The following is a 20,833-nucleotide window of genomic DNA, read 5'->3' as shown; positions in this document are numbered from 1 at the left end:
CTAAAGTTCCATTCATATGAAATACCTTGTTTGGAGGATGAATACCAATGCCTACGATTACTGCCAGTGATTTCCGCAATGGCGTGACCTTTGAGATGGACGGCCAGGTCATGCAGGTGGTGGAGTTCCAGCACGTGAAGCCCGGCAAGGGTGCGGCCTTTGTGCGCACCAAGATGAAGAATGTCATCACCGGCGGCGTGACCGAGACCTCCTTCAACCCCACCGCCAAGTTTGAGCAGGCCTATGTGGAGCGCAAGGACATGGAGTACAGCTACAACGACGGCGATCTGTACTACTTCATGGACCCCGAGACCTACGATCTGGTGCCCATCGGCGCCGAGATGCTGGGCGACAACTTCCGCTTCGTGAAGGAGAACATGCCCTGCAAGATCAACAGCTACAAGGGCAAGATCTTTGCCGTGGAGCCCCCCACCTTCGTGGAGCTGGAGATCACCGAGACCGACCCCGGCTTCCGCGGCGATACGGCCACCAACGTGACCAAGCCCGCCACCCTGGAGACCGGCGCTGAGATCAAGGTGCCCCTGTTCATCAACCCCGGTGACAAGATCAAGATCGACACCCGTACCGGCGAGTACCTGGAGCGCTGCAAGGGCTAAGCGCTGAGCGCTCGAGAGCGGGCGCACAAGCGTGAGGTGCTAAGCGCTGAGCGCCCGGGAGCAGGCGCACAGCGAACCGCGCAAAGCGTGATACGCCAAGCGCCGTCCCTACCACAAGGCCCTTCGTGGCCGCCTGTAAAAAGGAGATTATTATGACTATTTCTGAGAAGGTCGCGTACCTGAAGGGTCTGGCCGAGGGCCTGAACATCGACACCGAGAAGTCCAAGGAGGGCAAGCTCATCTCCGTGATGATCGGCATCCTGGAGGAGATCGGCATGTCCATCGAGGACCTGGAGGAGAACACCGTGGCCCTGGGTGAGGAGATCGACGCCATTTCCGACGACCTGTCCGATGTGGAGAAGGTCGTGTTCGACGAGGACGACGAGGATGAGGATGACGAGTGCTGCTGCGACGAGGACGACGACTTCTTCGAGGTCGAGTGCCCCAACTGCAAGGAGACCCTGGTCATCGACGAGGACGTGCTGGAGTCCGGCGTGATCCAGTGCCCCAGCTGCAAGGAGAAGTTCGCTCTGGATCTCTCCGACGACTGCTGCTGTGAGGACGACGAGGACGAGTGCGGCTGCGGCTGCCACCACGACCACGAGTAAACCGAACATGGAAACAGCCGGCGGCCATAGGCCGCCGGCTGTTTTTGCGTGCGGAGCCGGTCCGTACGCTGCGCAGAGGTGCGGGCCGCTTGACAGGCCCCACAGGGCGATATATAATAGGCAGGCGTGTTAGTTACGACTAACAAATCAGCCGGTATAGGATGAATGACAGATGAAAACCGAGACAAAACGCGTACAGGGCACGCTGGAGGCGCTGGCTCCGGGGGAGCACGGCGTGATCCTGCGGGTAGGAAATGAACGAGGGCCGGTCAAACGCCGGCTGGTGGATATGGGACTGACGCCCGGGACGGAGATCCTGGTGCGCAAGATCGCCCCCTTCGGTGACCCCATTGAGGTCAACCTCCGGGGATATGAGCTCTCCCTGCGCCGGGAGGACGCCCGGCAGATCACCATGGCCATCGGGGAGGAGGCCCAGGCGGCCAGCCTGATCCGCAAAAAGCGGGTGGGCATGGTGCAGCGCATCCCGGATGAGGAGACCCTGCGCCGCATGAGCGACGACCACGACCATGAGAAGCGGGAGCACAGCGGCGTACCGGACTACGCCAGCCACGACACCCGGGAGATGAAGCTGGCCCTGGTGGGCAATCCCAACTGCGGAAAGACCACGCTCTTCAACGCGCTCACCGGTTCCAACCAGTATGTGGGCAACTGGCCCGGCGTGACAGTGGAGAAGAAGGAAGGACGGGCCCAGGTGGACGGAAAGCCGGTGACGGTGGTGGATCTGCCGGGCATTTACTCCCTCTCGCCCTACTCCATGGAGGAGATCGTGGCCCGGGACTTTATCGTGGGGGAGCATCCCGACGCCATCATCAACATCGTGGACGCCACCAATATGGAGCGCAACCTCTACCTGACCGCCCAGCTGCTGGAGCTGGAGCGCCCCATGGTCATCGCCCTGAACTTCATGGATGAGGTGGAGAAGCACGGGGACAAGATCGACGTGGAGGCCCTCTCCCGTTCTCTGGGCGTGCCGGTGATCCCTATCACCGCCCGCACCGGGAAGAATATCCAGACCCTGCTGGAGGTGGCCCACCGGCAGATGCACGTGGGCGTCACGGTGGAGCCCGACGATCTCTACGACGACTTTACCCATCAGATCCACCACAAGATGGGTGAGCTCATTCACGACAAGGCCTATGCGGCCCAGATCCCCGCCCACTGGGCCTCCATCAAGCTCATCGAGGGGGACCGGCTGGTGGAGCAGGCCCTGGGACTGGACGAGGCGGAAAAGGCGCGGGTGGAGTCCATCTGCTCGGAGTATGAGGGGGCCTATGTCCTGGGCGACCGGGAGACCCTGGTGGCCGACAGCCGCTATCAGTTCATCCAGTCGGTGGTCCACGCCTCCGTGCGGAAGGGACAGAAGCAGGGAAGCCTGACCCTGTCCGACCGGATCGACTCCATCGTGACCCACAAGTGGCTGGCCGTGCCCATGTTCCTCCTGATGATGCTGGGGATGTTCGCCCTGACCTTCGGGCCGGGACAGGCCCTGTCCGACCTGGTGGAGAGCTTCATCAGCGGCCCGGTCTCCGACGGCATCCGGGCGGGGCTGGAGGCCGCGCAGGTGGCCCCCTGGGTGGAGTCCCTGCTGGTGGACGGCGTGGTCTCCGGCGTGGGCGGCGTGCTGGTCTTCCTGCCCCAGATCGCCCTGCTCTTTCTGGTGCTCTCCTTCCTGGAGGACTCGGGCTATATGGCCCGGGCCGCCTTCATCATGGACCGCCTGCTGCGGCGGTTCGGCCTGTCCGGCAAGGCCTTTATCCCCATGCTGATGGGCTTTGGCTGCACCGTTCCCGCCGTTATGGGAGCCCGCACCATGGAGAATGAGAAGGACCGCCGCATGACCATCATGCTGGTGCCCTTCATGTCCTGCTCGGCCCGGCTGCCGGTGTACGGCCTGCTGGCGGGGGCCTTCTTTGCCCAGTACAGCGGCCTGGTGGTCTTTTCCCTGTATGTGATCGGGCTGTGCTTCGCCATCCTGTCCGGCATCCTGCTGCGCAAGACCATGTTCCAGGGAGAGCCCGCCGCCTTCGTGCTGGAGCTGCCCCCCTACCGTCTGCCCACCCTCAAGAACATGGCCATGCACGTGTGGGAGAAGGTGCGGGGCTTCCTGGTCAAAGCCGGTACCCTGATCCTGGCTATGAGCGTGGTGCTCTGGTTCCTCCAGTCCTTCGGCTGGTCGGGCGGCTTTGTCATGGTGGAGGACGCCTCCCACTCCTTCCTGGGCGCCATCGGCGGGGCCATCGCCCCCGCGCTGCGCCCCTTGGGCTTCGGCACCTGGCAGGCCGCTGTGGCCCTGCTCACCGGCCTGGTGGCCAAGGAGGCGGTGGTCTCCTCTATGAGCCTCTTTTACGGCTTCTCGGCCAGCGCCAGCGGCGCCACCGTGGCGGCGGCCCTCTCCGGGACCTTCCAGACGCCGGTGGCCGCCTATGCCTTCCTGGTCTTTGTGCTGCTCTATGTCCCCTGTGTGGCGGCGGTATCCACCATCTACCGGGAGATGAACAGCCTGAAGTGGACCCTCCGCTCCATCCTGTGGCAGATCGGCGCGGCCTATCTGGGGGCGCTGGTGGTCTATCAGGTGGGTTCCCTCCTGTTCTGAGAAAGGAATGCTATGAAATACATCATCTATGGGGCCGTCGCGGCCCTGACGGTGTGGGCGGTCTGGTATGTGGTCCGCCAGATCAGCCGTCAGATCCGGGGGAAGGGCGGCTGCGGTTGTGGCTGTGGCTGCTCCTCCTGCGGGAAGGACTGCGCCCAGCGGAAAGAATGAGAAAAGGGCGCGTACCGGAGGTTTTGTTCCGGTGCGCGCCCTTTTGCGCTGGGTCTTGCGGGTTTGGGACAGGGGGGGTACAATGAGGAGGAAGGAACCAGATCCACGATTCATGGAACAGGGAGGCGCGCACATGGAAACAAGCAAGCTGGAAACACTTCAGGACTGGATCGACGGGAGCAGCCGCATCGTCTTTTTCGGCGGCGCGGGGGTCTCCACCGAGTCGGGCATCCCGGACTTTCGCAGTGTGGACGGGCTCTACAACCAGAGCTACCGCTATCCGCCCGAGACCATCATCAGCCACAGCTTTTTTGAGCAGGACCCGGAGGAGTTTTTCCGCTTCTACCGGGAGAAGATGCTCTGGCCCCAGGCCCAGCCCAACCCGGCCCACCGGAAGCTGGCCGAGTTGGAGCAGGCCGGGAAGCTGGACGCGGTGGTGACTCAGAACATCGACGGCCTGCACCAGGCGGCGGGGAGCCGGAAGGTCTATGAGCTCCACGGATCGGTCCACCGCAACTACTGCATGAAGTGCCACCAGTTCTACGGGCTGGAGGAGATGGTCCAGGGCACGGGCGTCCCCCGCTGCAAGGTGTGCGGCGGCATCATCAAGCCCGATGTGGTGCTCTATGAGGAGAGCCTGGACCAGCGCACCATCGAAGGTGCGGTGGAGGCCATCCGGAAGGCGGACCTCCTCATCATCGGCGGGACCTCTCTGGCGGTCTATCCCGCGGCGGGACTGATCCAGTACTACCGGGGGAGCCACCTGGTCCTCATCAACAAGAGCGCCACCCCCTACGACCGGCAGGCCGACCTGGTGATCCAGGCCCCCATCGGTGCGCTGCTGGAGCAGATCCAGGTCCGTCCCTGATACCGCCAAGTCCCCGGGAGTACTCCCGGGGACTAGCGTGTCGAAAAATTTCGACACGCTTCTCAAAAATGCAAGCATTTTTTCGAGGGAAATGCAGGCCGCTGCACGCACTTCGTCGGGTCAAAGTCCGCACCGTTCGCCCCGGCCTAATGGCCAGGGTTCACTCCGCTCCCTTGCCCCTCCTCTCCCAAACAAACCCACTTCGCTGGGCTTTGTTTGGGTTCCCGGTTCGCACACTTGCAGCCTGAGAGGTGTGTTTTCCGACGTACACGCCGCCGGAAAACACACTTTGACCCTCTTCCGCCGTCTGCGAACGGCGGAACTCTGCGAGGCGTTTGCGGCAAAGAGTGCCGGAGTAAATAGTAGCGGTAGCTGAAATCCCCGGGAGTACTCCCGGGGATTTCCTGCATACTCTTGTTTATTGAAAAACAATAAAAATAAATTGACTTTCAATAAGTGTGGCGCTATAATCAGAAAAAAGAGAAGGGAGAGCGGGGTGCGGAAGCAGGCGCCCGGAGAGAGACGAGGAGGTATGGAAGATGGACGTGGAAAAGCTGGCCCGGATCCTGAAACGATTGGTGAGCATCACCTTTGTATGTAATCTGCTGGTCCTTCCCCTGCTGGCCGGGCTGGCCCGGCTGCGGGGACTGGGGGAGCTGACCGGGGGAATCTCCTATTTCTCCATGCAGGGGGAGGGAGCGGCGGAGATCGTTCTGCGGCTGACCGGCTATTTTCTGGCCTCCTGGTGGGAGATCTGGCAGTTTGGAGAGCGGTATGCCCAGGTCCTGGCCCTCTTTCTCTTCTTCTGCGGCGTGTGTACCGCCGTCATCCTGTGGCAGGGGCGGCGGGTGCTGGACACTGTCCTGCGGGGGGAGACCTTTACCCGGGGCAACGCGGCCAACATGGGGCGGGCGGCGGTGTGCTGCTTCCTCATCTCGGGCGCGGCCCTTCTGCGGACGGTGTGGGGGCTCTTCCACTATGGGAGCATCGGGCCGCTGTTCACCTACAACACCCTCTTCATCCCCGTGTTTTTCATGGCGGGGCTGCTCTGCCTGATCCTGTCGGCCCTGGTCCGGCAGGCGGCCGAGCTGAAGGAAGAGAACGATCTGACCATATGAGGAGGGGATTGCGTGCCCATCGTAGTCAATCTGGATGTGATGATGGCCCGGCGCAAAATGAGCCTGAGCGAGCTGGCCGCCCGGGTGGATCTGACGCTGGCCAATCTCTCCATCCTGAAAAACAACCACGCCAAGGCGGTGCGCTTCACGACCCTGGAGGCCATCTGTAAGGCCCTGGACTGCCAGCCGGGGGATATTCTGGAGTACGTGCCCGAGGAATGAGACAGCCGGACAGGAGGGACGGAATATGAATCAGGGGAAGCTGAGGACCACACAGACCCGGCGTTTTTGCGCCTTTGCCTTAAACCATTTTCTCATTTCGGTGGTGAGTGCTCCGCTGGGCTTGCTTCTCTTCGTGGGATGGGTGGAGCTTCTGGAGACGACGGAGGCGGCCTGGTGGATCGCGATCGCATTTGACGCCTGTCTGATGCTCGCCTACGCGCTGGCGGGGGCCTGGGTGGCCCGGAGACAGCGGTGGGAGCCGCCCCGCTCCATCTGGGCTGCCCTCTGGTCACTGGTGGCCCCCATGCTGGTGGCCTGGGCCTGGGAGGCCCTGGTCCTGGTAGGGGCCGATCTGGAATGGGTGACGGTCTCCTACTATGCGCTCATGGTGGCCGTACCGCTGGCCTTCCCCTCCTTTCTGTTCGTGCTCCTCGGACTCATGGGCGGCATCTGGTGGGGAGAGGGGGGATGGGAGTTTTACCTCATGGCCTTCCTGGCCGGCGGATTGCCTCCGCTGCTGTTCTGGCTGGGCAGCCTGTGGGGGGCCAAAAACCGCCGGGAAGGGGAGGACGGGACAAAAAAAGATCCCTCTCTCCCGCAGAAGCGGGAAGAGGGATCGTAGCGGATCGGTATGAACCGGGGAAGGAGATCAGGCCAGGATGATCCGGCCGTCCTCCACGCCCTCCACGATCTCCAGAGCTTCCACCCGGACGCCCATGCGGCGCAGGACCTTTCCGCCCTCGCGCATGGCCTTTTCGATGGCCACGGCTACGCCGGCCACCTCGCCCCCGGCCTTGGAGACCAGCTCCAGCAGGGCCAGGGTGGACTGCCCGTTGGAGAGGATGTCGTCCACCACCAGGACCACGTCGTCCTCCTCCAGGTATTTCTTGGACACCCGGATGGTGTAGGATTTCTCCAGCGAAAAGGAGTGGGTCTCCGCGGTGTAGACATTGGGATCGATGTAGCCGGTCTGAAATTTCTTGGCGTAGATGACCGGGACCCGCAGCGCCCGGCCCACAAAGCAGGCCAGGGCAATGCCGGAGCTCTCCACCGTCAGGACCTTGGTGATCTTGTCGCCCTTGAAGCGGCGGGCCAGTTCAGTCCCGGCCCGTTCAATGAGCTCCACATCCATGCAGTGATTGAGAAACATATCCACGTGGATAATGTCTCCCTCGCCCACCTGGGCTTCTTCCAGAATGCGCTGTCTTAATTCCTTCATGATGATCCTCTCTCAACGTCCTTCCAAACGATTGCGGCATTGTTCGATCAGCCACTGAAACACCGGCGCGCCGTCCACGGTATCCATCCGCCGGTGGGCGCCGGTCATGCGCTCGGGATGATATTGCAGGGCGAGAACGGGCAGGGCCGTGTGCTCCACCGCCTCCACCAGACCGGACTCCGAGCGGGCGGTGACGGTGAGTCCCTCCCCGATGCGGTCCAGCGTCTGGTGATGGGCGCTGTTGACGGAAAAGACCGGGCCATACCACCGCTCCAGAAGAGAGCCCTCCTCCGCGTGGACGGCGTGGACCTTATCCTCAGAGCTCCCCGGGGCATGGGTGTGGAAGCACACCTGGGTGGAGCCGATGTCCTGCAAGAGGGTGCCCCCCAGAGCCACATTCAGGATCTGGAGTCCGCGGCAGATCCCCAGCACCGGCTTTCCGGCGGCCAGATAGGAGGCGGCCAGCGCCAGCTCCGATGCGTCCCGCTGGGGATCGATCTCACTGCTGGCCCAGTTTTCCTGCCCAAAACGGCAGGGGTCGATATCTCCGCCGCCGCACAGCAGGAGACCGTCATACTCGGTACGGTCGGCGGGGCAGTAGGCGGCGTGCGGGATTCCTCCGGCGGCAAGGACTGCGGCCTCGTAGTTCTCCGCGCCGGAAGAGGAGGCAGAGACCAGAATATGAACTTCCATCATACACCTCAGAACCGTTATTAGACTGATTATAGACTATTTTACTTTCCTCTGCAATATTGACAAGTAAATAAAAATAGGGTATCCTATTAAAGATTCCGGACAGAGCGGTCCGGAGGAATCTGCCTGTACGGGCAGGGAAATCGAATATGCAGCGGTATCGAAGTGGTCATAACGGGGCTGACTCGAAATCATGTTTTCACTTTGGAAGTCCGAACTGCCGAAAAGCCAGTAACCATGCGGGTTTGCGGGCAAGTTCAAATCGTGAATTGGGGTCTGTTCTATCCTGTTGTTCTTCCCGATTTCCACGGCTTGAATTTTGCGGGAAAATGGCTATAATGAGAGCAGCCATCTGACGCCCACTTTGAGAGGTATGTTTTGGGGTTCCGTAGTTACCGCTATCGTCCCTGATTTACCGTCATCATCCAAGTTGGTGTAATGATTCGAAATCAGGTTTCCTATGCGGAGTGCCAAACGGCTGAAACCCTTGGAACCATGCGGGTTCCAGTCGAGTTCAAATTGAATATTGTTGCTTGTTCTATCCTGTTGTTCTTCCCGATTTCCACCGGCTGAATTGGTCGGCGGATCGGGAAGAAGGATATAACATAAATTTGGAGATGTACCCAAGCGGTTGAAGGGTCCGCACTCGAAATGCGGTAGGTCGGCTCAAAACCGGCGCGAGAGTTCGAATCTCTCCATCTCCGCCATGAGGTCTGCCAGCGAAAAGCTGGTAGACCTCTTTCCTTTTTATGGAGAAACCGCCGATAGGTTTTGCAGCATGGGCGCCACAATGTCCTGCTCAATGGCTGCGGCGGATTGTTTTTTCGTGGCATATTGCAGATGCCCGTAAATATCCACCGTTGTTGAGATCTCACTGTGTCCCAGCCACTCCTTTACCTGTTCCATCGGAACACCGTTTGCCAGCAAAAGCGAGGCACAGGTATGGCGAAGATCGTGGAAACGAATGTGCCGTAAATTGTTCTTGGCAAGCAACTTCCCAAAGGTCGAGGACACATAGTTGGGTTTAATGAGATTGCCAATCACATCGACACAGACATATCCCAGATATTCTTTGTTGTAGGAACGCCCGCACAGCTTGCGATTTTCTTCCTGCTGTTTCTTGGCCTCCAGCAACCGCTCTTTCAAAAAAGGAATCAATGGATAAGTCCGCAGACTGGATTTGTTTTTTGCCTTGTCCTTCTTAATCGTGACCCGTTCTCCCTTTACATTGCAAGTTGTTACCGTATGCCGGATGGAGAAGCAGTTATGGTTGAAGTCAAAGGCACTCCATTTCAGACCGATAACCTCACTGCGGCGCAGGCCGTAAAAAGCAGTCAGAAGAACTACCAGTTCGATCTTATGCCCCTTGATGACTTCAAACAGATTCAGGACTTCCGAATCCAGGTAGTAGTCACCTTTGAAGGGTTCAGGCTTGGAAATAATAATCCGGTCAGCCGGATTGCTTGGAATCAGATTTTTGTCAACCGCATAATTCAACGCCCCATGAATCAGGGCGTGGTAATGCTTAACTGTGGTCGGCTTGACCCGTTCCAATTCTTTCTCATAAAAAGCGAGAATATCTTGTTTGGTAAGGTCACAAAGGGCGACAGGATGCTCTCGGAAATACGGGGCGATGGGGTTGTTGAGCTGCTGTTCGTATCCCGAATAGGTCGAGAGTTCGATGGGCTTGCTGTCCATCACCCGTCCGGTAGCAGACTTGTACTTGTACTCAAGCCACTGATACAGGAAATCCACAAAGGAAATCGCTGCGGATGACGGGCCAGACGGAGAAGCCGACTGCTGTGAGGCCGTAGCCTCCTGAAGCAGCTTTTCCGTCCATTCTTTTCGGATGGTGGGAAGCATATTGTTTGCCCAGGTCTTATTGCCCTTGACTTTCTTATGGGTGGGAATCCATTTGGGCTTTCTCTTACCGTTCTCATCGGTAAGGTTTAGAACCCAATAGAGATACCCTTTTTTCTCGGCCACATGGCCGGAGATTAGTTTGCTGTTTTCTTGCAGGTGTACCGCTGGCATACTGATCTGTTCCTCCTTTTGCGGTATTGAGTTCACCTACCAATGACACCTTTATTGTATCATCGGACAGAACAAAACTCCAGGTAAATCCGCGTCAGAATTGTTAACTTTCTGCGTCTATCCGGTGAAGATCGACACCATAGCCTGCTACTCCGCAAAAGTGGAGCAGGTGATTTTCAAATAACGAAGAATGTGGGCTTTGGGGATGCGGTAAGCCCGTCCAATTTTAAGGTACTCAATTTTCCCATCTTTAAGTAACTTGTACCCGGTTTTTGTACTGACGCCAAGGGCCTCACACATCTGTCCAATGTCCATCACATCCGGGTAGTCTTTTAACATCAATCGGTAGGCATCTCTGGGAGAGAGCAAACCACCGTCATTTTCGTACATTGTGAGTCCTCCTTTCGTTTGGGGTATCCTATGCCGATGCTGATTGCCAGGGCTGCATCTACCTCCAGCATTTTTTCTTTGCTGATACGCCCAATGTAACCACGGAGCCGCTTCCGGTCTATTGTCCGCAGTTGTTCCAACAGAAGCAGAGAGGTAGGCGCAAGCCCCGGCACATTCTCAAGTAGGATATGGGTAGGCAGACTGTTCTTCGCTTTTCTGCTGGTGATGGCTGCTGCAACAACGGTAGGACTAAAGTGATTCCCCACATCATTTTGGATAACAAGGACAGGGCGGATGCCGCCTTGCTCGGAGCCGACCACCGGGTTCAGGTCTGCATAGAACAGATCGCCACGCCGGATAGCCTTTCGCATATCATCGGATACATAGAGAATCGGGAGTTGCAGAAAAGTAGCCAGGCCAATTTCGCCCTTCATTCCCTGAGAGATGGTGTCGCCCATTACTCAATGTCAATGCGGTGCCGGTTGTCGCCGCCCTCGATGACCTTTTCATATCCGCTGGTCTGGAAAGTTTCATACATGAATTGGCGGTAATACTCAATGGGAACCCAGATGGCACCCATACAGGTTCGTCCGCTTGTTGCATTTGGTGAACAGGATACCGCCGATCTCAATGCTGGGATTTAATTTCCGCTTGATTTTCTTGATGGTGTCCACCAACGCCTGCAAACCGGTCAGAGCGAACAGTTCCGGGTCAATCGGGATGATTACCTCGTCGGCAGCCGTTAAAGCGTTGATGGTCAACGAGCCAAGAGAGGGGTTGGTGTCCACGATAATGTAATCGTAGGACAGCCGCAGAGGGCTCAGCAGAGCGGCCAGGTAGTCATTGCTGTCCGGCGTCATCAGCAGATTTGCCTCCGCAACGGTGAGAGATCGGCTGGAAGGGATCAAGTCCACAGAGCCGATTTTCTGGATGAACTCGTTGGTATCCGGCAGAGATTCGTCCAGAAGCAGATTGGTGATAAGAGTCCCGGTATTATAGGGCGCCTGGGTCGGCAGGACACCGAAACTGGTGGTGAGGTTATACTGGGGGTCAAAGTCAACTACCAAGACCTTCTTGCCCATCTCGGCCAGCGCATAGGACAGATTTCGGACCGTGCTGGTCTTGGCTACCCTCCTAATCCCACCGCACAGCGGCGTGATGTTGGAATCCAGATCAATCCCATCCGTGATCAGAATATGCGTAAAATTGCGGCATATTTCATAGTTGATCAGGCCCTTGGGGTTTCATGTTCCTTGTCATATAGTAAATTAAAGAAAACAGGCGCAGCTGAGGAGACATTGGTGTGGCTAGCGACATCTCCGCCCCCCTCCGCCGTCCAAGGCTGCGCCCGTTTTTTATGCCCCAGTTATCAATTTGACTTTGGGGGATTGCCGTGGAATTTGCGGGTGTCCGTACGACAGATAGTTTGGGGTGATCGCCGCTTAGATACATGAGGCATAACAATGCTCCCCCTATGTTTGACAATGGTTGATTCCACTATCTCTCATAGGGGGAGCATATCACATATTATCTGTCCCAGAATGGAACGCTTAGGAGGAGATTACGGGGTAATCACCGTTTCAAAGCCGGTGAATCGGCTGGCGTCCACGCCTTCCCCCGCCTGGCTCAGGTCCAATGTACCCCAGGCCTCGTCGCCGTACTCCACGGCCTCGAAGCTACCGCCATAGGTAGGGAATCTGGGGCTTCCGATGATTTGCACAGTCAGGCCACCGTCGATCTGGCCGCTGTATCTCCTGCCACGCAGTCCCAGCAGCATACCCGCGTCGCCCTCTACCGTGATGGAGACCGTCCCCGTCACCCGGGCATACTGGGCCGTGCCGTTCACCGTCACGCTGGCAGTGCCGTCCACATGGATCTCCGTACTCCCGTTGAGCACCGTATCACTGCCGCCGCTGCCGTGGATTTCGAATTGCCCGGAAGAGATATGGATCATGCTGTCTCCCGTGGCTTCTCCCGTTCTGGACCCGGCATAAATCGCCGTGCTCCCAAACCACCAGTCGTTCTGATAGACACCTTCCCCGGCCGTAAAATTGTGGCCGTTGGCATAGGTCTCCGCCCGCCAGTCAATATGGGATACGGTGAGATCGGCCCCCAGCTCCAGGGGCTGGTCCGATGTGAACTGATACTGTTTTCCCTCCGCCGAGCGGATGGTGCAGGCAACGTCAGGCATTTTTTCCGCGCCGTGCAGGGTCACATTTTCGTTGATATAAATGGTGCCGCCCGCTTTGACTGCCGCCGCAGCCTGAGCAAAGCTGGAAAAGTTCTGTCCGTCCACCACAAAGGCGTTTTCCGCCCGGCGTGCCGCGTACTCAATGACCATGTCCCGTACCGCCGACCAGGTCTTGCCGCCGTCCATCGTTACCGCCGCATCCAGATAAACATAGCCACCGTTCAATTTGGTAAAGATGGGGGTAATGGCCCCTTCATAGCGGGTCCACTGAGACACGTCGGGAGAACTGCTCTGGGATTCGTCCGAGATACGGTAATAGATCTCCGCCCCCGGCGCGGTACTGGTCAGGGTGATGGAAGGTGGCGCGTCAAACTCATACGGTCCATAAAAATCGCTGTACTTCTCCAGCGCAGGCGTCACCGTGCAGACAGGCTCAGGGGCCCGCACCGCCTGACTCAAGGCATTGCGAATGCTGTCCAGCACGGCCTGCTGAAGGCCTTGGTCTCCCTCGTCCACAAGCTCCACCTGGGCCGACTGGGCCAGATACACTCTGGCCAGTAGCTCCGGCAAGCAGGACCCGCCCTGAGCTGCGGTCTCCTCGTCCAGCGTGATGAGCTGTACAATGGGGGCACTGCCGTAGTCGGCCGCCACTTTGACCTGGGCGGTAACGCCATGGGCTGTACCGGTATAGGTGCCGGTGGCATAGGGAAGATCGGTACGGGGCGCAGCAAAGACCAGCCAGGTGGTGACTACCGTGCTCTTCTGGCCTTTCTCATCAAAAGCGGCGCATTTGACGGGAATCATCTGACCTTCCGGGTGGTTTTTGGCGTCATAAGAAACCGAAATTTCCTTGCCAAAAGGCGTCTGGCTCTCCGGTGTGGGTTCACTGCCGTCGGTGGTGTAGCGGATCACCGTACCCTGTGCGCTCTCTGCTTTCAGATAGAGGCTGGCATAACTGGTGTTGCTGGTGACAGTGTATCCCCAAAGCGGTGTGAGCTGGGGCGGCATTACCGATGCCTCTTCCGAGGAGACCGGAGCGCGGCGCAGCGCATCCACCGCCGCATACTTGACCGCATCACTGGAAATGGTGGCCCCGGATACTGCATCTGTGTTGTACCCCGCTTCATTGGGCGTGGTCCTTGCGCTCAGCAACGTTTCCAGGGTCATCCCCGCCAGCTTTGCGGAAATGTTTTTTCCCGAACCGTCTCCCCGATAGACCATGTTCCAATAAACCTCATCCCGGACATCTCCGGCACGGGTGCCGTTGTCCTCAATCTTCTGAATGACGCCGTTCAGGGTGGTCACGCGGACCAGCACCTGGTAAGGAGTCCCCACACGGCCGGGACAAAGGGCGCTGCCCTCAAAGACCTGGATGCCGCTTCCCGCGGCGGGAACTGCTGCAAAGGTCACGGTGGTTTCGGTCACGCCGGATACCTGCCCATCCCGCTGGCAGACCGCTTTCACGGTAACGGTATGGTCCAGGTTTCCGGTGGGAACGATCAAAATCTGTCCTTCTGCCTTCTGCGCGCTTCCCGCACCGGGGACAGGGTCGGTTCCGTCGGTGGTATACCACACCTGGGTCCCCTCCTCAGCGGAAACGGTCAGTGCCGCGTTCTGGGTCGCGGCGTAAAGCAGCTGGGTGCGATGGTCTTCCCCTGCCAGCACCGGGGCGGAGGGGGGCAGTGCCGTCCCCTCCGCCTCCAGAATCTGCTGGTAAGCATCCCGGATGGCATCCCGCACCGCCGCTGAAGTATAGGTGGCGCCGGACACTGCGTCTATGTTGTTTTCCCCGTTATCCGGGGTCAGCTTCATACCATCCAGGAATGCAATTGCTTCTCCCCGGCCCAGTCCGAGGATGGGACGAAAAAATCAGTCGCCCCAGCTGTAAACAGCTCTGTCCAATGGCTCATACTGCCCCCGTCGTTATGGGACCAGGTGATGTCGCTGATGACGCCGTCATTTGCAGATACGGTGGCAGTCACCTCATAGCCAAAGGAACCCACTGCATAGGCATCGCTGGTCCGGGTCACCACCACAGGCTGGGCGGTACTTTCCAGCGCCCCCTTGACCGCTTCCTTGATGGCATTACTGGAAATAGTAGCGCCGGACACGCCATCCACGGCATCCACTTCCGAAGCCGTCTTGCCGCTCAGGCTTTCAAACAGACCAACCGCCTTATCCCAAAAGCTCTGATTGCTTCCGGGCTGAGTGCCGTTATCCGTGACAGATACGATGCGTCCCGTGGCGGGGTCATATTCCACTATCACCTTGGCCGTATAACCAAAAGAAACCTCGGCTTCTCCCTGCACCGTTTCCGTAGGCGTAGGTTCCGGTTCGCTCTCCACAAAGTCCAGGATCAGCCGGACATAGCCGTGCGCACCGTATTCAGTATAGTTCGGGAAGTCGATCGTCAGATCCATGCCGCCCCATTCACTGCTCACCTCATAGTCCTGGAGTGCCTCTCCGGACTGGTTATACACCTTTACCGTAAAGGTATCGGTGTTCCAGTTTTTATACTGATTGGGCAGCTTTACCCCACGAATCATCAGCCAGCTCTTGCTGTTCTCCCACGCCTGCCGGTCTACTGCCACCGTCTGGAGCAGCTGGCCACTCTGGGCATCGTAGATCTCGATTTTGGCCGGGATCATGGTGGCATAGTTGGAAACCTGCACCGTGAAGGACTGCTCCAGGCCGTTAATGGAGATGCGGATCTGCTTTTCGCCTACATCTTCCTCTGTGAAGGTGTAGCCATTATCCGGTGCGGCGGTAAAGCCCCGGGCCACCATGGTATCCCAGCCGCTCAGCCGCTGGTTGCTGCCCTGCTGGGTCTTGAGCTCCACTTCCAGCTTGGAAAGGTCAAGAACATCGCCCACGCTGTAAGAGCGGGCAATCTGGTCATAGTCCAGGGTAAAGGACGCCACGGGAGATTGATCCTCGCTACTGTCCACCTCCACAAAGTAGGTTTCAAACTTCCAGCCGGTGTAGCCTTCGCCCGCCGGGATACTCCCCAGCTCGAACTCCCATTCGTTGTAATCGGGATTAAAGACCGCGTCAGCCAGCTTTTCGCTGCCGTCGTAAAGCTCCATCTTCTCAATGCCGTTGGAGGTCTTCAGCCCATAGCGGAAGCTGTTTTCATTGAGTGCGATTTCCTCGGTCTGAGCGTTGGTATAGGTGACCACAATATGGGTGGGCATCCGGTAAGTACTCTTCTGCACGATGGAAACAGGGGCGGGGATACTGATGCGACCCTGTTCCTGAATGAAGTTCACCAGGAAGGACATCCCGTTGACCCGGGGATCGTCGCTGGATACCTTCTCCCCGTCTGCCCAATCCGAGGTGACGCCGTATCCCGCCAGTTCCTCAAAGGTGCAGATCTTTTCGCTCCCATCGGTTAGGTGCAGCTTTATGGATACACTCTTGAGGTCCATCGCGTCGCCCTCATAGACAGTATCAGCAGGCCGGGCACTCAGTTCCATCCAGGCCACAGACTGCTCCTTGCCGTCCAGGGTATACTGCCGGGCACGCTCCAGGGCATTTTCAATGGCGCTGAGCTGGCCAACCGCCGTCTCAGTAGCAGCGGACACCGCGTCATATATCTCTCCACTCTTGCTGTTCAGCTGGACTTTGATGTGGGAGAGATCCTGATGGCCCGGCACCGCCTTCAGCACCGCAAGACCCCAGTCGTAGTTATCGTCGTCGGTGTACTTCACCGTCTCCACCTGCTGGATGAGGCCCTGTTCAATGGTCACCTTGACCACATTGGGTCCCACTTTGTCTTCGCCCCGGGGGATGGCGCCGCTGTCCGGACGAGCGGCATAGTAGCGGCTCCAGGAACCGGTGCCGTACCACACGCCGTCGGCCAGTGCGGGAAGGGTCACGTTGTCCATGGCGGCCTTGACCGCTTCTTTGATGGCTTTACTGGAAACCGTGGCGCCGGATACGCCGTCTACTTCGTCCACTTCCGAAGCCGTCTTGCCGGTCAGGCTTTCAAAGATACCCACCGCCTTCTCCCAAAAGCTCTGATTGCTTCCGGGCTGAGTGCCGTTATCCGTGACAGACACAATGCGTCCCGTCACCTTATCATAGGTCACCGTTACCTTGGCCTTGTAACCGAAGGGAGACACATCCGCTTGTCCGCTGACCGTTCCGGTGGTCTCCACGCCGTCCACATGGTAGACATAGCTCCGTTCCTGATAGCCCTCAGCCGCAATCACCACGGTGTGATCGCCGGCAGACGCAAAGCAGTCGGCGGTAAACTCCAGATAAGCCGGGTAGCCGTACTGCTCATGATCGGCCACCCGGAAGGACTGCCGATCCCCGGAGAAGCCCGGCACGGTTTTGGTCAACTTCTGGCCGTCCACCGTCACAGAGAGGGTTTCTTGCTGCAAATAGGCTCTCAGTGCCTCTTCCTCCGTACCGGTAAAGGACATCCGGTAGCAGGGATCATAGAGCATATTGTCGTCCACATAGACCACTTTTTCCACCGCTGGAGCTTCCAGACGACTATCCGCCGAGGTAACCGTGGTGGAGAGGTCGGCATAGTTGGAGCTGCTCACCTGGACGGTATAGGTGGTGTTGGATGTGACCTGTGCGCCCTCATCCAGCGCCACCCTGCCGTTCTGGTCAGGTGCGGCATTGGTCACCAGAACCGCCTTTTTTCCGTGCCCCAGATTCCGATAGACACTGACCGTAGCTCCTTCCAGCCCGGCAGGAATGCCCGAAATGGTAATGTATTTCTCATCCGCCGAAAAAGCCGCCTTCAAGTCCGCGTTCTGATACTGGGGCTTTACATAGACCCCGTCGGCAAAGGTGAAGACATAGACCTGCTCGGGCACGATATAGGTGACTTTGCGGATAACAGCACCCTCCAGCGCTGCGGTGGCCGCTACATTGTCATCCTCGCCCGACACATCGAAGCCCAGTTCATAGACCTGCACCCACATATTTTGCAGATGCTCCATGCCCACCCGGATGGTCTGGCCGTCCTTTTCCGCCTCTACAATGATGCCCTGGATGTTGGCTCCCACTGGCCACTCCTGCTCCCGGTCGCGGCGCAGATACTTTGTGCTGGTCTCGGTCACGCTGAGGAGATACTGACCCCAGTTAGAGCTGGTGCTCAGTTCGGCCACGGCGTCGCTTACCGTCACGGCGGTGGCCGCCTGCATTGCCCCATAACTGCCGTCCTTACTCAGCACCTTATACCAGGCAGGCGCGGTGCCCGCTTCCATGTTGAGCTGGATGGCCGCCGCCTTCTCGTAGACGCCCTGCCCCTTCAGACCGTCTGCCGCCTCCAGCACCTTGGCCTGAGCGTACTGCTGGCCGTCCACCTGAACAGGGACGTTTTTCACACCCTTGATCTGATAGCCTTCCCCTTCCACCGGCTCGGTGGTATCTGCATTGGGGAAGAGCTGATATTTTTTTGTGGTGGCCGAACTGACCGCGTCATAGTGCTCCGTGGTGGTCACGTCGCCGGCATAGAAGTCTCCATAGGAGAGGGTGGCAGTTCCGTAAACCATACCGGTCAGCGGCTTTTCGGCATAATAGTAGACATTGGTCTCCCCGATCCGCTCTGCCTTCACCGCCGCGCCGTTTACGGTAAAGCTGGTGTTCCAGCCGCCCGTCTGATAGGCCGCCACGCCGTAATAGTAAGTGGTGCCGCCGATCTCCAGGGACTGCATGGCGATGGACTCCGCTGTCTGAGCCAGCTGGGTGCGCTCCACGTCGGCAAAAGTGAGGTCCTTGGCCCCATCGGGCGCGGTGCCCGGCGTTCCGGCAAAGCCGGCCGGATAGTAGCGGCTAAAGATCACATTCATGCCCTTCAGGTCGCTGTCACTGTCAGAGGGATTTGTATATGTATTGCCGGAGAGCACCGCTGTCACCTGAGAGGTGATGGTCATATTCTTCTTGCCCTGGGAAATACCGTCGAAAAGGTAGAGGTCATCCGCTCCCACGGCGCTCTCGTTGCCCTGGAAGGTACAGTTCTTTACCGTCAGAGCTACCACGCCGTCGGCCGCAATGGCGCCGCCATAGGCTGCCCGGTTGCCCTTGAAGGTGGAACCGCTAACGGTCACCTGGACGGGCGACTGGGAGCGGAAATTGTTGACATAAATTGCCCCACCCCGGCCGGTGGTGCCGTCGCCCACCAGATTGTTCTCAAAAACACAGTCAGAAATGGTTACCACCGGCGGATTGCCATGGTCATTGACAAAGATCGCGCCGCCGCCGTTAGCACTGTTGGCGCTGCCCGCCTTACTGTTGCGCACTGTGACACGACGAAAGCTGGCCTGTGCGCCGTCCTCCACAAAGATGCCGCCGCCCAGTTTAGCGGAGAAGGAAGCGCCATCCACCGTCAGGTTCTCCACGGTGATGGTATTTTTCGCAGCGCCGCCGCCGTCCACGTCAAAGCAGAAGGTCTTTCCATCAGCGGCAGTGATGGTGTATCCGTTGCCATCCAGAGTCAGGTTGTTTTTGTTCAGCGCGAGGGTCGCACCGGACACCCCGTCCACCACGTTAGTATCACTGCCGGCGTCGGTGATGTTGGAGGTGAGACGGATAATATCTCCCGCTGCTGCTTCCTTGGCCGCCGCCTTCAGACTTTGCCAGGAGCTGACCTGATGGACCGTCTGTGACGTACCGGAACCGCCTCCAGGCCGGTCGTCGTCAATGCTGCTATCTGTTACGGTGGCCCCGGTGCCGCTGGCATTGATGGTTCCGGTCTGACCGGCCGCAACTGCCACCCCCGCAGCTGTCACGCCGTTGACACCAGCACCGGCCACTACCTGAGTGCCGGGCGTGCTAACTGCTACACGGTCGGCATAGGCGGAGACCTTGTCCACCTGTCCCTTGCCAGACAGGGAAGCTCCGGCGGCATAAACCGCCACCTCTTTGAGATGGGCATCCTTTTCCACGGTCAGCGCCAGACCGGCCGCGCCTTCTTGGACGGTCAGACGGTCAAACACGCCGCCGGCCATCCGCAGTCCTTTGCCTGCCTTGACGGTCACCGCACCCAACTGACTGTCCGCCGACTGGAGAGTGACTGCACCGCCGGGGCAGCAAACCACGGTTTCCTCCGCTTTACTCCCCTTGGCTTCCACCAGACCGGAGCCGCTACGCACCAGAACGCGGCCTTTTACGGTCACACCATCCAGCACCACGTTCTCCGCGCCGTCGGCCAGGATCAAATCGCCGGTAACCGTTATCCCTTGCAGGGTCACACCGTCCCCCCGGACCATCACCGTGCCCTCCGCCACTTCGGTGACGGACCCAGGCTGGTCCACATAGCTCCCCACCAAACGATACATCACCTGGGCAAATTCCGCACGGGTGATGCTGCGCTTGGGATAAAGCTTCCCGTCGGCGCCGTTGACATATCCCCCGGCGGTCAGCGCTGCCACACCGGACACTGCCCAGGACGACACCGCTCCGCTGTCGGCAAAGGCGGACAGATCTCCCGCTGTCCCATCCTCCAGACCGAAGGCACGGGCCAAAGCCACGAACACTTCTTCTCTGGTAATGGCCCCCGTGGGATTAAGCTTGCCGCCGGAGCCCTGCAAAACTCCCATGGCCACAGCTTTTGCCATGTCCGAATAGTACCAGGCGCTTTGGGACATATCTCCGTAGCCCGACAGATCCGCCTCGATACTCGCGCCAAAGGCACGGCTCACAATGGCCGCCAGTTCTCCACGGGTCAGGATGCCCTGTGGCTGGATCTTACCGTTGGTTCCCCGGAGCAATCCGTTGTCCACCGCGCTGTCCAAAGCCGCCGTAGACCAGTCGCTGGGAAAGTCGGAAAAATCCTGCGGCCCGGCGGCCATGGCCTGGCCGGGTACCAGCATGGACGCTGCCAGCAGCGCCGCGATCACTCGCTTTTCTTTCACATTTGATCCCTCCTGTCTTCCTTGGTTAGCTATAACTAACTTTTATGCAAAAAACAAACATGATCATCCCTTAACAATTTCTGACCATGCCTTTTGGTTAGCTATAGCTAACTGATGCGAATATATCATACCACTCTTTTTTTCTGTTGTCAATTCCAAATACTCGGCCTCGGCGGATGGAAATTTTATATTTTTGTAAAAAATTTGCAGA

Annotated in this window: 17 protein-coding genes and 1 tRNA gene; 9 read left to right on the top strand and 9 right to left on the bottom strand. The window is 58.6% G+C overall.

Features of this window, described 5'->3' with window-relative positions; all coding sequences use genetic code 11:
- Positions 1-47: 47 nt before the first annotated feature.
- The 8 genes from efp (at position 48) to I2C21_RS02945 (ending at position 6,840) form a co-directional block, all read left to right on the top strand.
- Complete coding sequence (gene efp / locus I2C21_RS02980; protein WP_101693718.1) at positions 48-617, top strand: elongation factor P; 570 nt, start codon at positions 48-50, stop codon at positions 615-617.
- A gap of 152 nt (positions 618-769) precedes the next feature.
- Positions 770-1,225: a CD1247 N-terminal domain-containing protein gene (locus I2C21_RS02975; RefSeq protein WP_101693717.1), complete on the top strand. Its 456-nt coding sequence runs from the start codon at positions 770-772 to the stop codon at positions 1,223-1,225.
- Between the two features lie 172 nt (positions 1,226-1,397).
- Positions 1,398-3,839 carry a ferrous iron transport protein B gene (feoB, locus tag I2C21_RS02970; protein ID WP_193536243.1) on the top strand — a complete coding sequence of 814 codons (2,442 nt, stop codon included), beginning with the start codon at positions 1,398-1,400 and terminating at the stop codon, positions 3,837-3,839.
- A 12-nt stretch (positions 3,840-3,851) separates the two neighbouring features.
- Positions 3,852-4,010 (top strand): FeoB-associated Cys-rich membrane protein, encoded by a 159-nt coding sequence (locus tag I2C21_RS02965; RefSeq protein ID WP_186962899.1) that lies wholly within the window; start codon positions 3,852-3,854, stop codon positions 4,008-4,010.
- Between the two features lie 133 nt (positions 4,011-4,143).
- On the top strand, positions 4,144-4,878 hold the full coding sequence (locus tag I2C21_RS02960) for an NAD-dependent protein deacylase (protein ID WP_195278451.1): 735 nt from the start codon (positions 4,144-4,146) through the stop codon (positions 4,876-4,878).
- Positions 4,879-5,417: 539 nt separating this feature from the next.
- Positions 5,418-5,996, top strand: a complete 579-nt coding sequence (locus tag I2C21_RS02955; RefSeq protein ID WP_186962897.1) for a DUF2975 domain-containing protein — start codon at positions 5,418-5,420, stop codon at positions 5,994-5,996.
- A 12-nt stretch (positions 5,997-6,008) separates the two neighbouring features.
- Entirely contained in the window at positions 6,009-6,218 is a 210-nt protein-coding gene (locus tag I2C21_RS02950; RefSeq protein ID WP_101693713.1) for a helix-turn-helix domain-containing protein, read from the top strand.
- 25 nt (positions 6,219-6,243) lie between these two features.
- Complete coding sequence (locus I2C21_RS02945; protein ID WP_195278450.1) at positions 6,244-6,840, top strand: hypothetical protein; 597 nt, start codon at positions 6,244-6,246, stop codon at positions 6,838-6,840.
- A 27-nt stretch (positions 6,841-6,867) separates the two neighbouring features.
- Here the strand turns inward: I2C21_RS02945 and I2C21_RS02940 are convergent, their stop codons facing one another.
- Positions 6,868-7,437: a xanthine phosphoribosyltransferase gene (locus tag I2C21_RS02940; protein WP_195278449.1), complete on the bottom strand. Its 570-nt coding sequence runs from the start codon at positions 7,435-7,437 to the stop codon at positions 6,868-6,870.
- A 12-nt stretch (positions 7,438-7,449) separates the two neighbouring features.
- Positions 7,450-8,133, bottom strand: a complete 684-nt coding sequence (locus tag I2C21_RS02935) for a gamma-glutamyl-gamma-aminobutyrate hydrolase family protein (RefSeq protein WP_195278448.1) — start codon at positions 8,131-8,133, stop codon at positions 7,450-7,452.
- A gap of 610 nt (positions 8,134-8,743) precedes the next feature.
- On the opposite strand from I2C21_RS02935, the gene I2C21_RS02930 reads away from it, so the two are divergent.
- Positions 8,744-8,837: transfer RNA gene (locus I2C21_RS02930), tRNA-Ser, on the top strand.
- A gap of 40 nt (positions 8,838-8,877) precedes the next feature.
- On the opposite strand, the gene I2C21_RS02925 is transcribed toward I2C21_RS02930, so the two are convergent.
- The 7 genes from I2C21_RS02925 to I2C21_RS02900 all read right to left on the bottom strand — a co-directional run bounded on the left by I2C21_RS02925 (position 8,878) and on the right by I2C21_RS02900 (position 20,622).
- Positions 8,878-10,164, bottom strand: a complete 1,287-nt coding sequence (locus I2C21_RS02925) for a tyrosine-type recombinase/integrase (protein WP_207730559.1) — start codon at positions 10,162-10,164, stop codon at positions 8,878-8,880.
- A gap of 147 nt (positions 10,165-10,311) precedes the next feature.
- Positions 10,312-10,554: a helix-turn-helix domain-containing protein gene (locus I2C21_RS02920; protein WP_006354177.1), complete on the bottom strand. Its 243-nt coding sequence runs from the start codon at positions 10,552-10,554 to the stop codon at positions 10,312-10,314.
- Positions 10,503-10,925, bottom strand: a complete 423-nt coding sequence (locus I2C21_RS02915; protein WP_195278509.1) for a type II toxin-antitoxin system PemK/MazF family toxin — start codon at positions 10,923-10,925, stop codon at positions 10,503-10,505. Before I2C21_RS02915 ends, I2C21_RS02920 begins: the two co-directional genes overlap by 52 nt.
- A gap of 86 nt (positions 10,926-11,011) precedes the next feature.
- Positions 11,012-11,134: a hypothetical protein gene (locus tag I2C21_RS17485; protein ID WP_268960677.1), complete on the bottom strand. Its 123-nt coding sequence runs from the start codon at positions 11,132-11,134 to the stop codon at positions 11,012-11,014.
- Positions 11,109-11,693 carry a ParA family protein gene (locus tag I2C21_RS02910; RefSeq protein ID WP_353654770.1) on the bottom strand — a complete coding sequence of 195 codons (585 nt, stop codon included), beginning with the start codon at positions 11,691-11,693 and terminating at the stop codon, positions 11,109-11,111. The genes I2C21_RS17485 and I2C21_RS02910 overlap by 26 nt, the downstream gene beginning before the upstream one ends.
- 422 nt (positions 11,694-12,115) lie before the next feature.
- A complete protein-coding gene (locus I2C21_RS02905; RefSeq protein WP_195278446.1) occupies positions 12,116-14,557 on the bottom strand; it encodes an FN3 associated domain-containing protein in 2,442 nt (813 codons plus the stop codon).
- On the bottom strand, positions 14,554-20,622 hold the full coding sequence (locus I2C21_RS02900) for an S-layer homology domain-containing protein (RefSeq protein ID WP_195278445.1): 6,069 nt from the start codon (positions 20,620-20,622) through the stop codon (positions 14,554-14,556). The genes I2C21_RS02905 and I2C21_RS02900 overlap by 4 nt, the downstream gene beginning before the upstream one ends.
- Between the last annotated feature and the right edge of the window lie 211 nt (positions 20,623-20,833).

Source organism: Clostridium sp. J1101437_171009_A5 (genome assembly GCF_015547905.1).
In the GTDB taxonomy this organism is placed as follows: domain Bacteria; phylum Bacillota; class Clostridia; order Oscillospirales; family Oscillospiraceae; genus Pseudoflavonifractor_A; species Pseudoflavonifractor_A gallinarum.
The sequence above is the reverse complement of the archived record's forward strand: the minus strand, read 5'-3'. Positions and strand labels throughout refer to the sequence as shown.

Bases quoted from the DNA above. Each gene is read 5' to 3' on its own strand.
- efp (WP_101693718.1), top strand. From the start codon at position 48: ATGCCTACGATTACTGCCAGTGATTTCCGCAATGGCGTGACCTTTGAG.
- I2C21_RS02975 (WP_101693717.1), top strand. From the start codon at position 770: ATGACTATTTCTGAGAAGGTCGCGTACCTGAAGGGTCTGGCCGAGGGC.
- feoB (WP_193536243.1), top strand. From the start codon at position 1,398: ATGAAAACCGAGACAAAACGCGTACAGGGCACGCTGGAGGCGCTGGCT.
- I2C21_RS02965 (WP_186962899.1), top strand. From the start codon at position 3,852: ATGAAATACATCATCTATGGGGCCGTCGCGGCCCTGACGGTGTGGGCG.
- I2C21_RS02960 (WP_195278451.1), top strand. From the start codon at position 4,144: ATGGAAACAAGCAAGCTGGAAACACTTCAGGACTGGATCGACGGGAGC.
- I2C21_RS02955 (WP_186962897.1), top strand. From the start codon at position 5,418: ATGGACGTGGAAAAGCTGGCCCGGATCCTGAAACGATTGGTGAGCATC.
- I2C21_RS02945 (WP_195278450.1), top strand. From the start codon at position 6,244: ATGAATCAGGGGAAGCTGAGGACCACACAGACCCGGCGTTTTTGCGCC.
- I2C21_RS02940 (WP_195278449.1), bottom strand. From the start codon at position 7,437: ATGAAGGAATTAAGACAGCGCATTCTGGAAGAAGCCCAGGTGGGCGAG.
- I2C21_RS02935 (WP_195278448.1), bottom strand. From the start codon at position 8,133: ATGATGGAAGTTCATATTCTGGTCTCTGCCTCCTCTTCCGGCGCGGAG.
- I2C21_RS02925 (WP_207730559.1), bottom strand. From the start codon at position 10,164: ATGCCAGCGGTACACCTGCAAGAAAACAGCAAACTAATCTCCGGCCAT.
- I2C21_RS02920 (WP_006354177.1), bottom strand. From the start codon at position 10,554: ATGTACGAAAATGACGGTGGTTTGCTCTCTCCCAGAGATGCCTACCGA.
- I2C21_RS02915 (WP_195278509.1), bottom strand. From the start codon at position 10,925: ATGCGAAAGGCTATCCGGCGTGGCGATCTGTTCTATGCAGACCTGAAC.
- I2C21_RS17485 (WP_268960677.1), bottom strand. From the start codon at position 11,134: ATGGGTGCCATCTGGGTTCCCATTGAGTATTACCGCCAATTCATGTAT.
- I2C21_RS02905 (WP_195278446.1), bottom strand. From the start codon at position 14,557: ATGAAGCTGACCCCGGATAACGGGGAAAACAACATAGACGCAGTGTCC.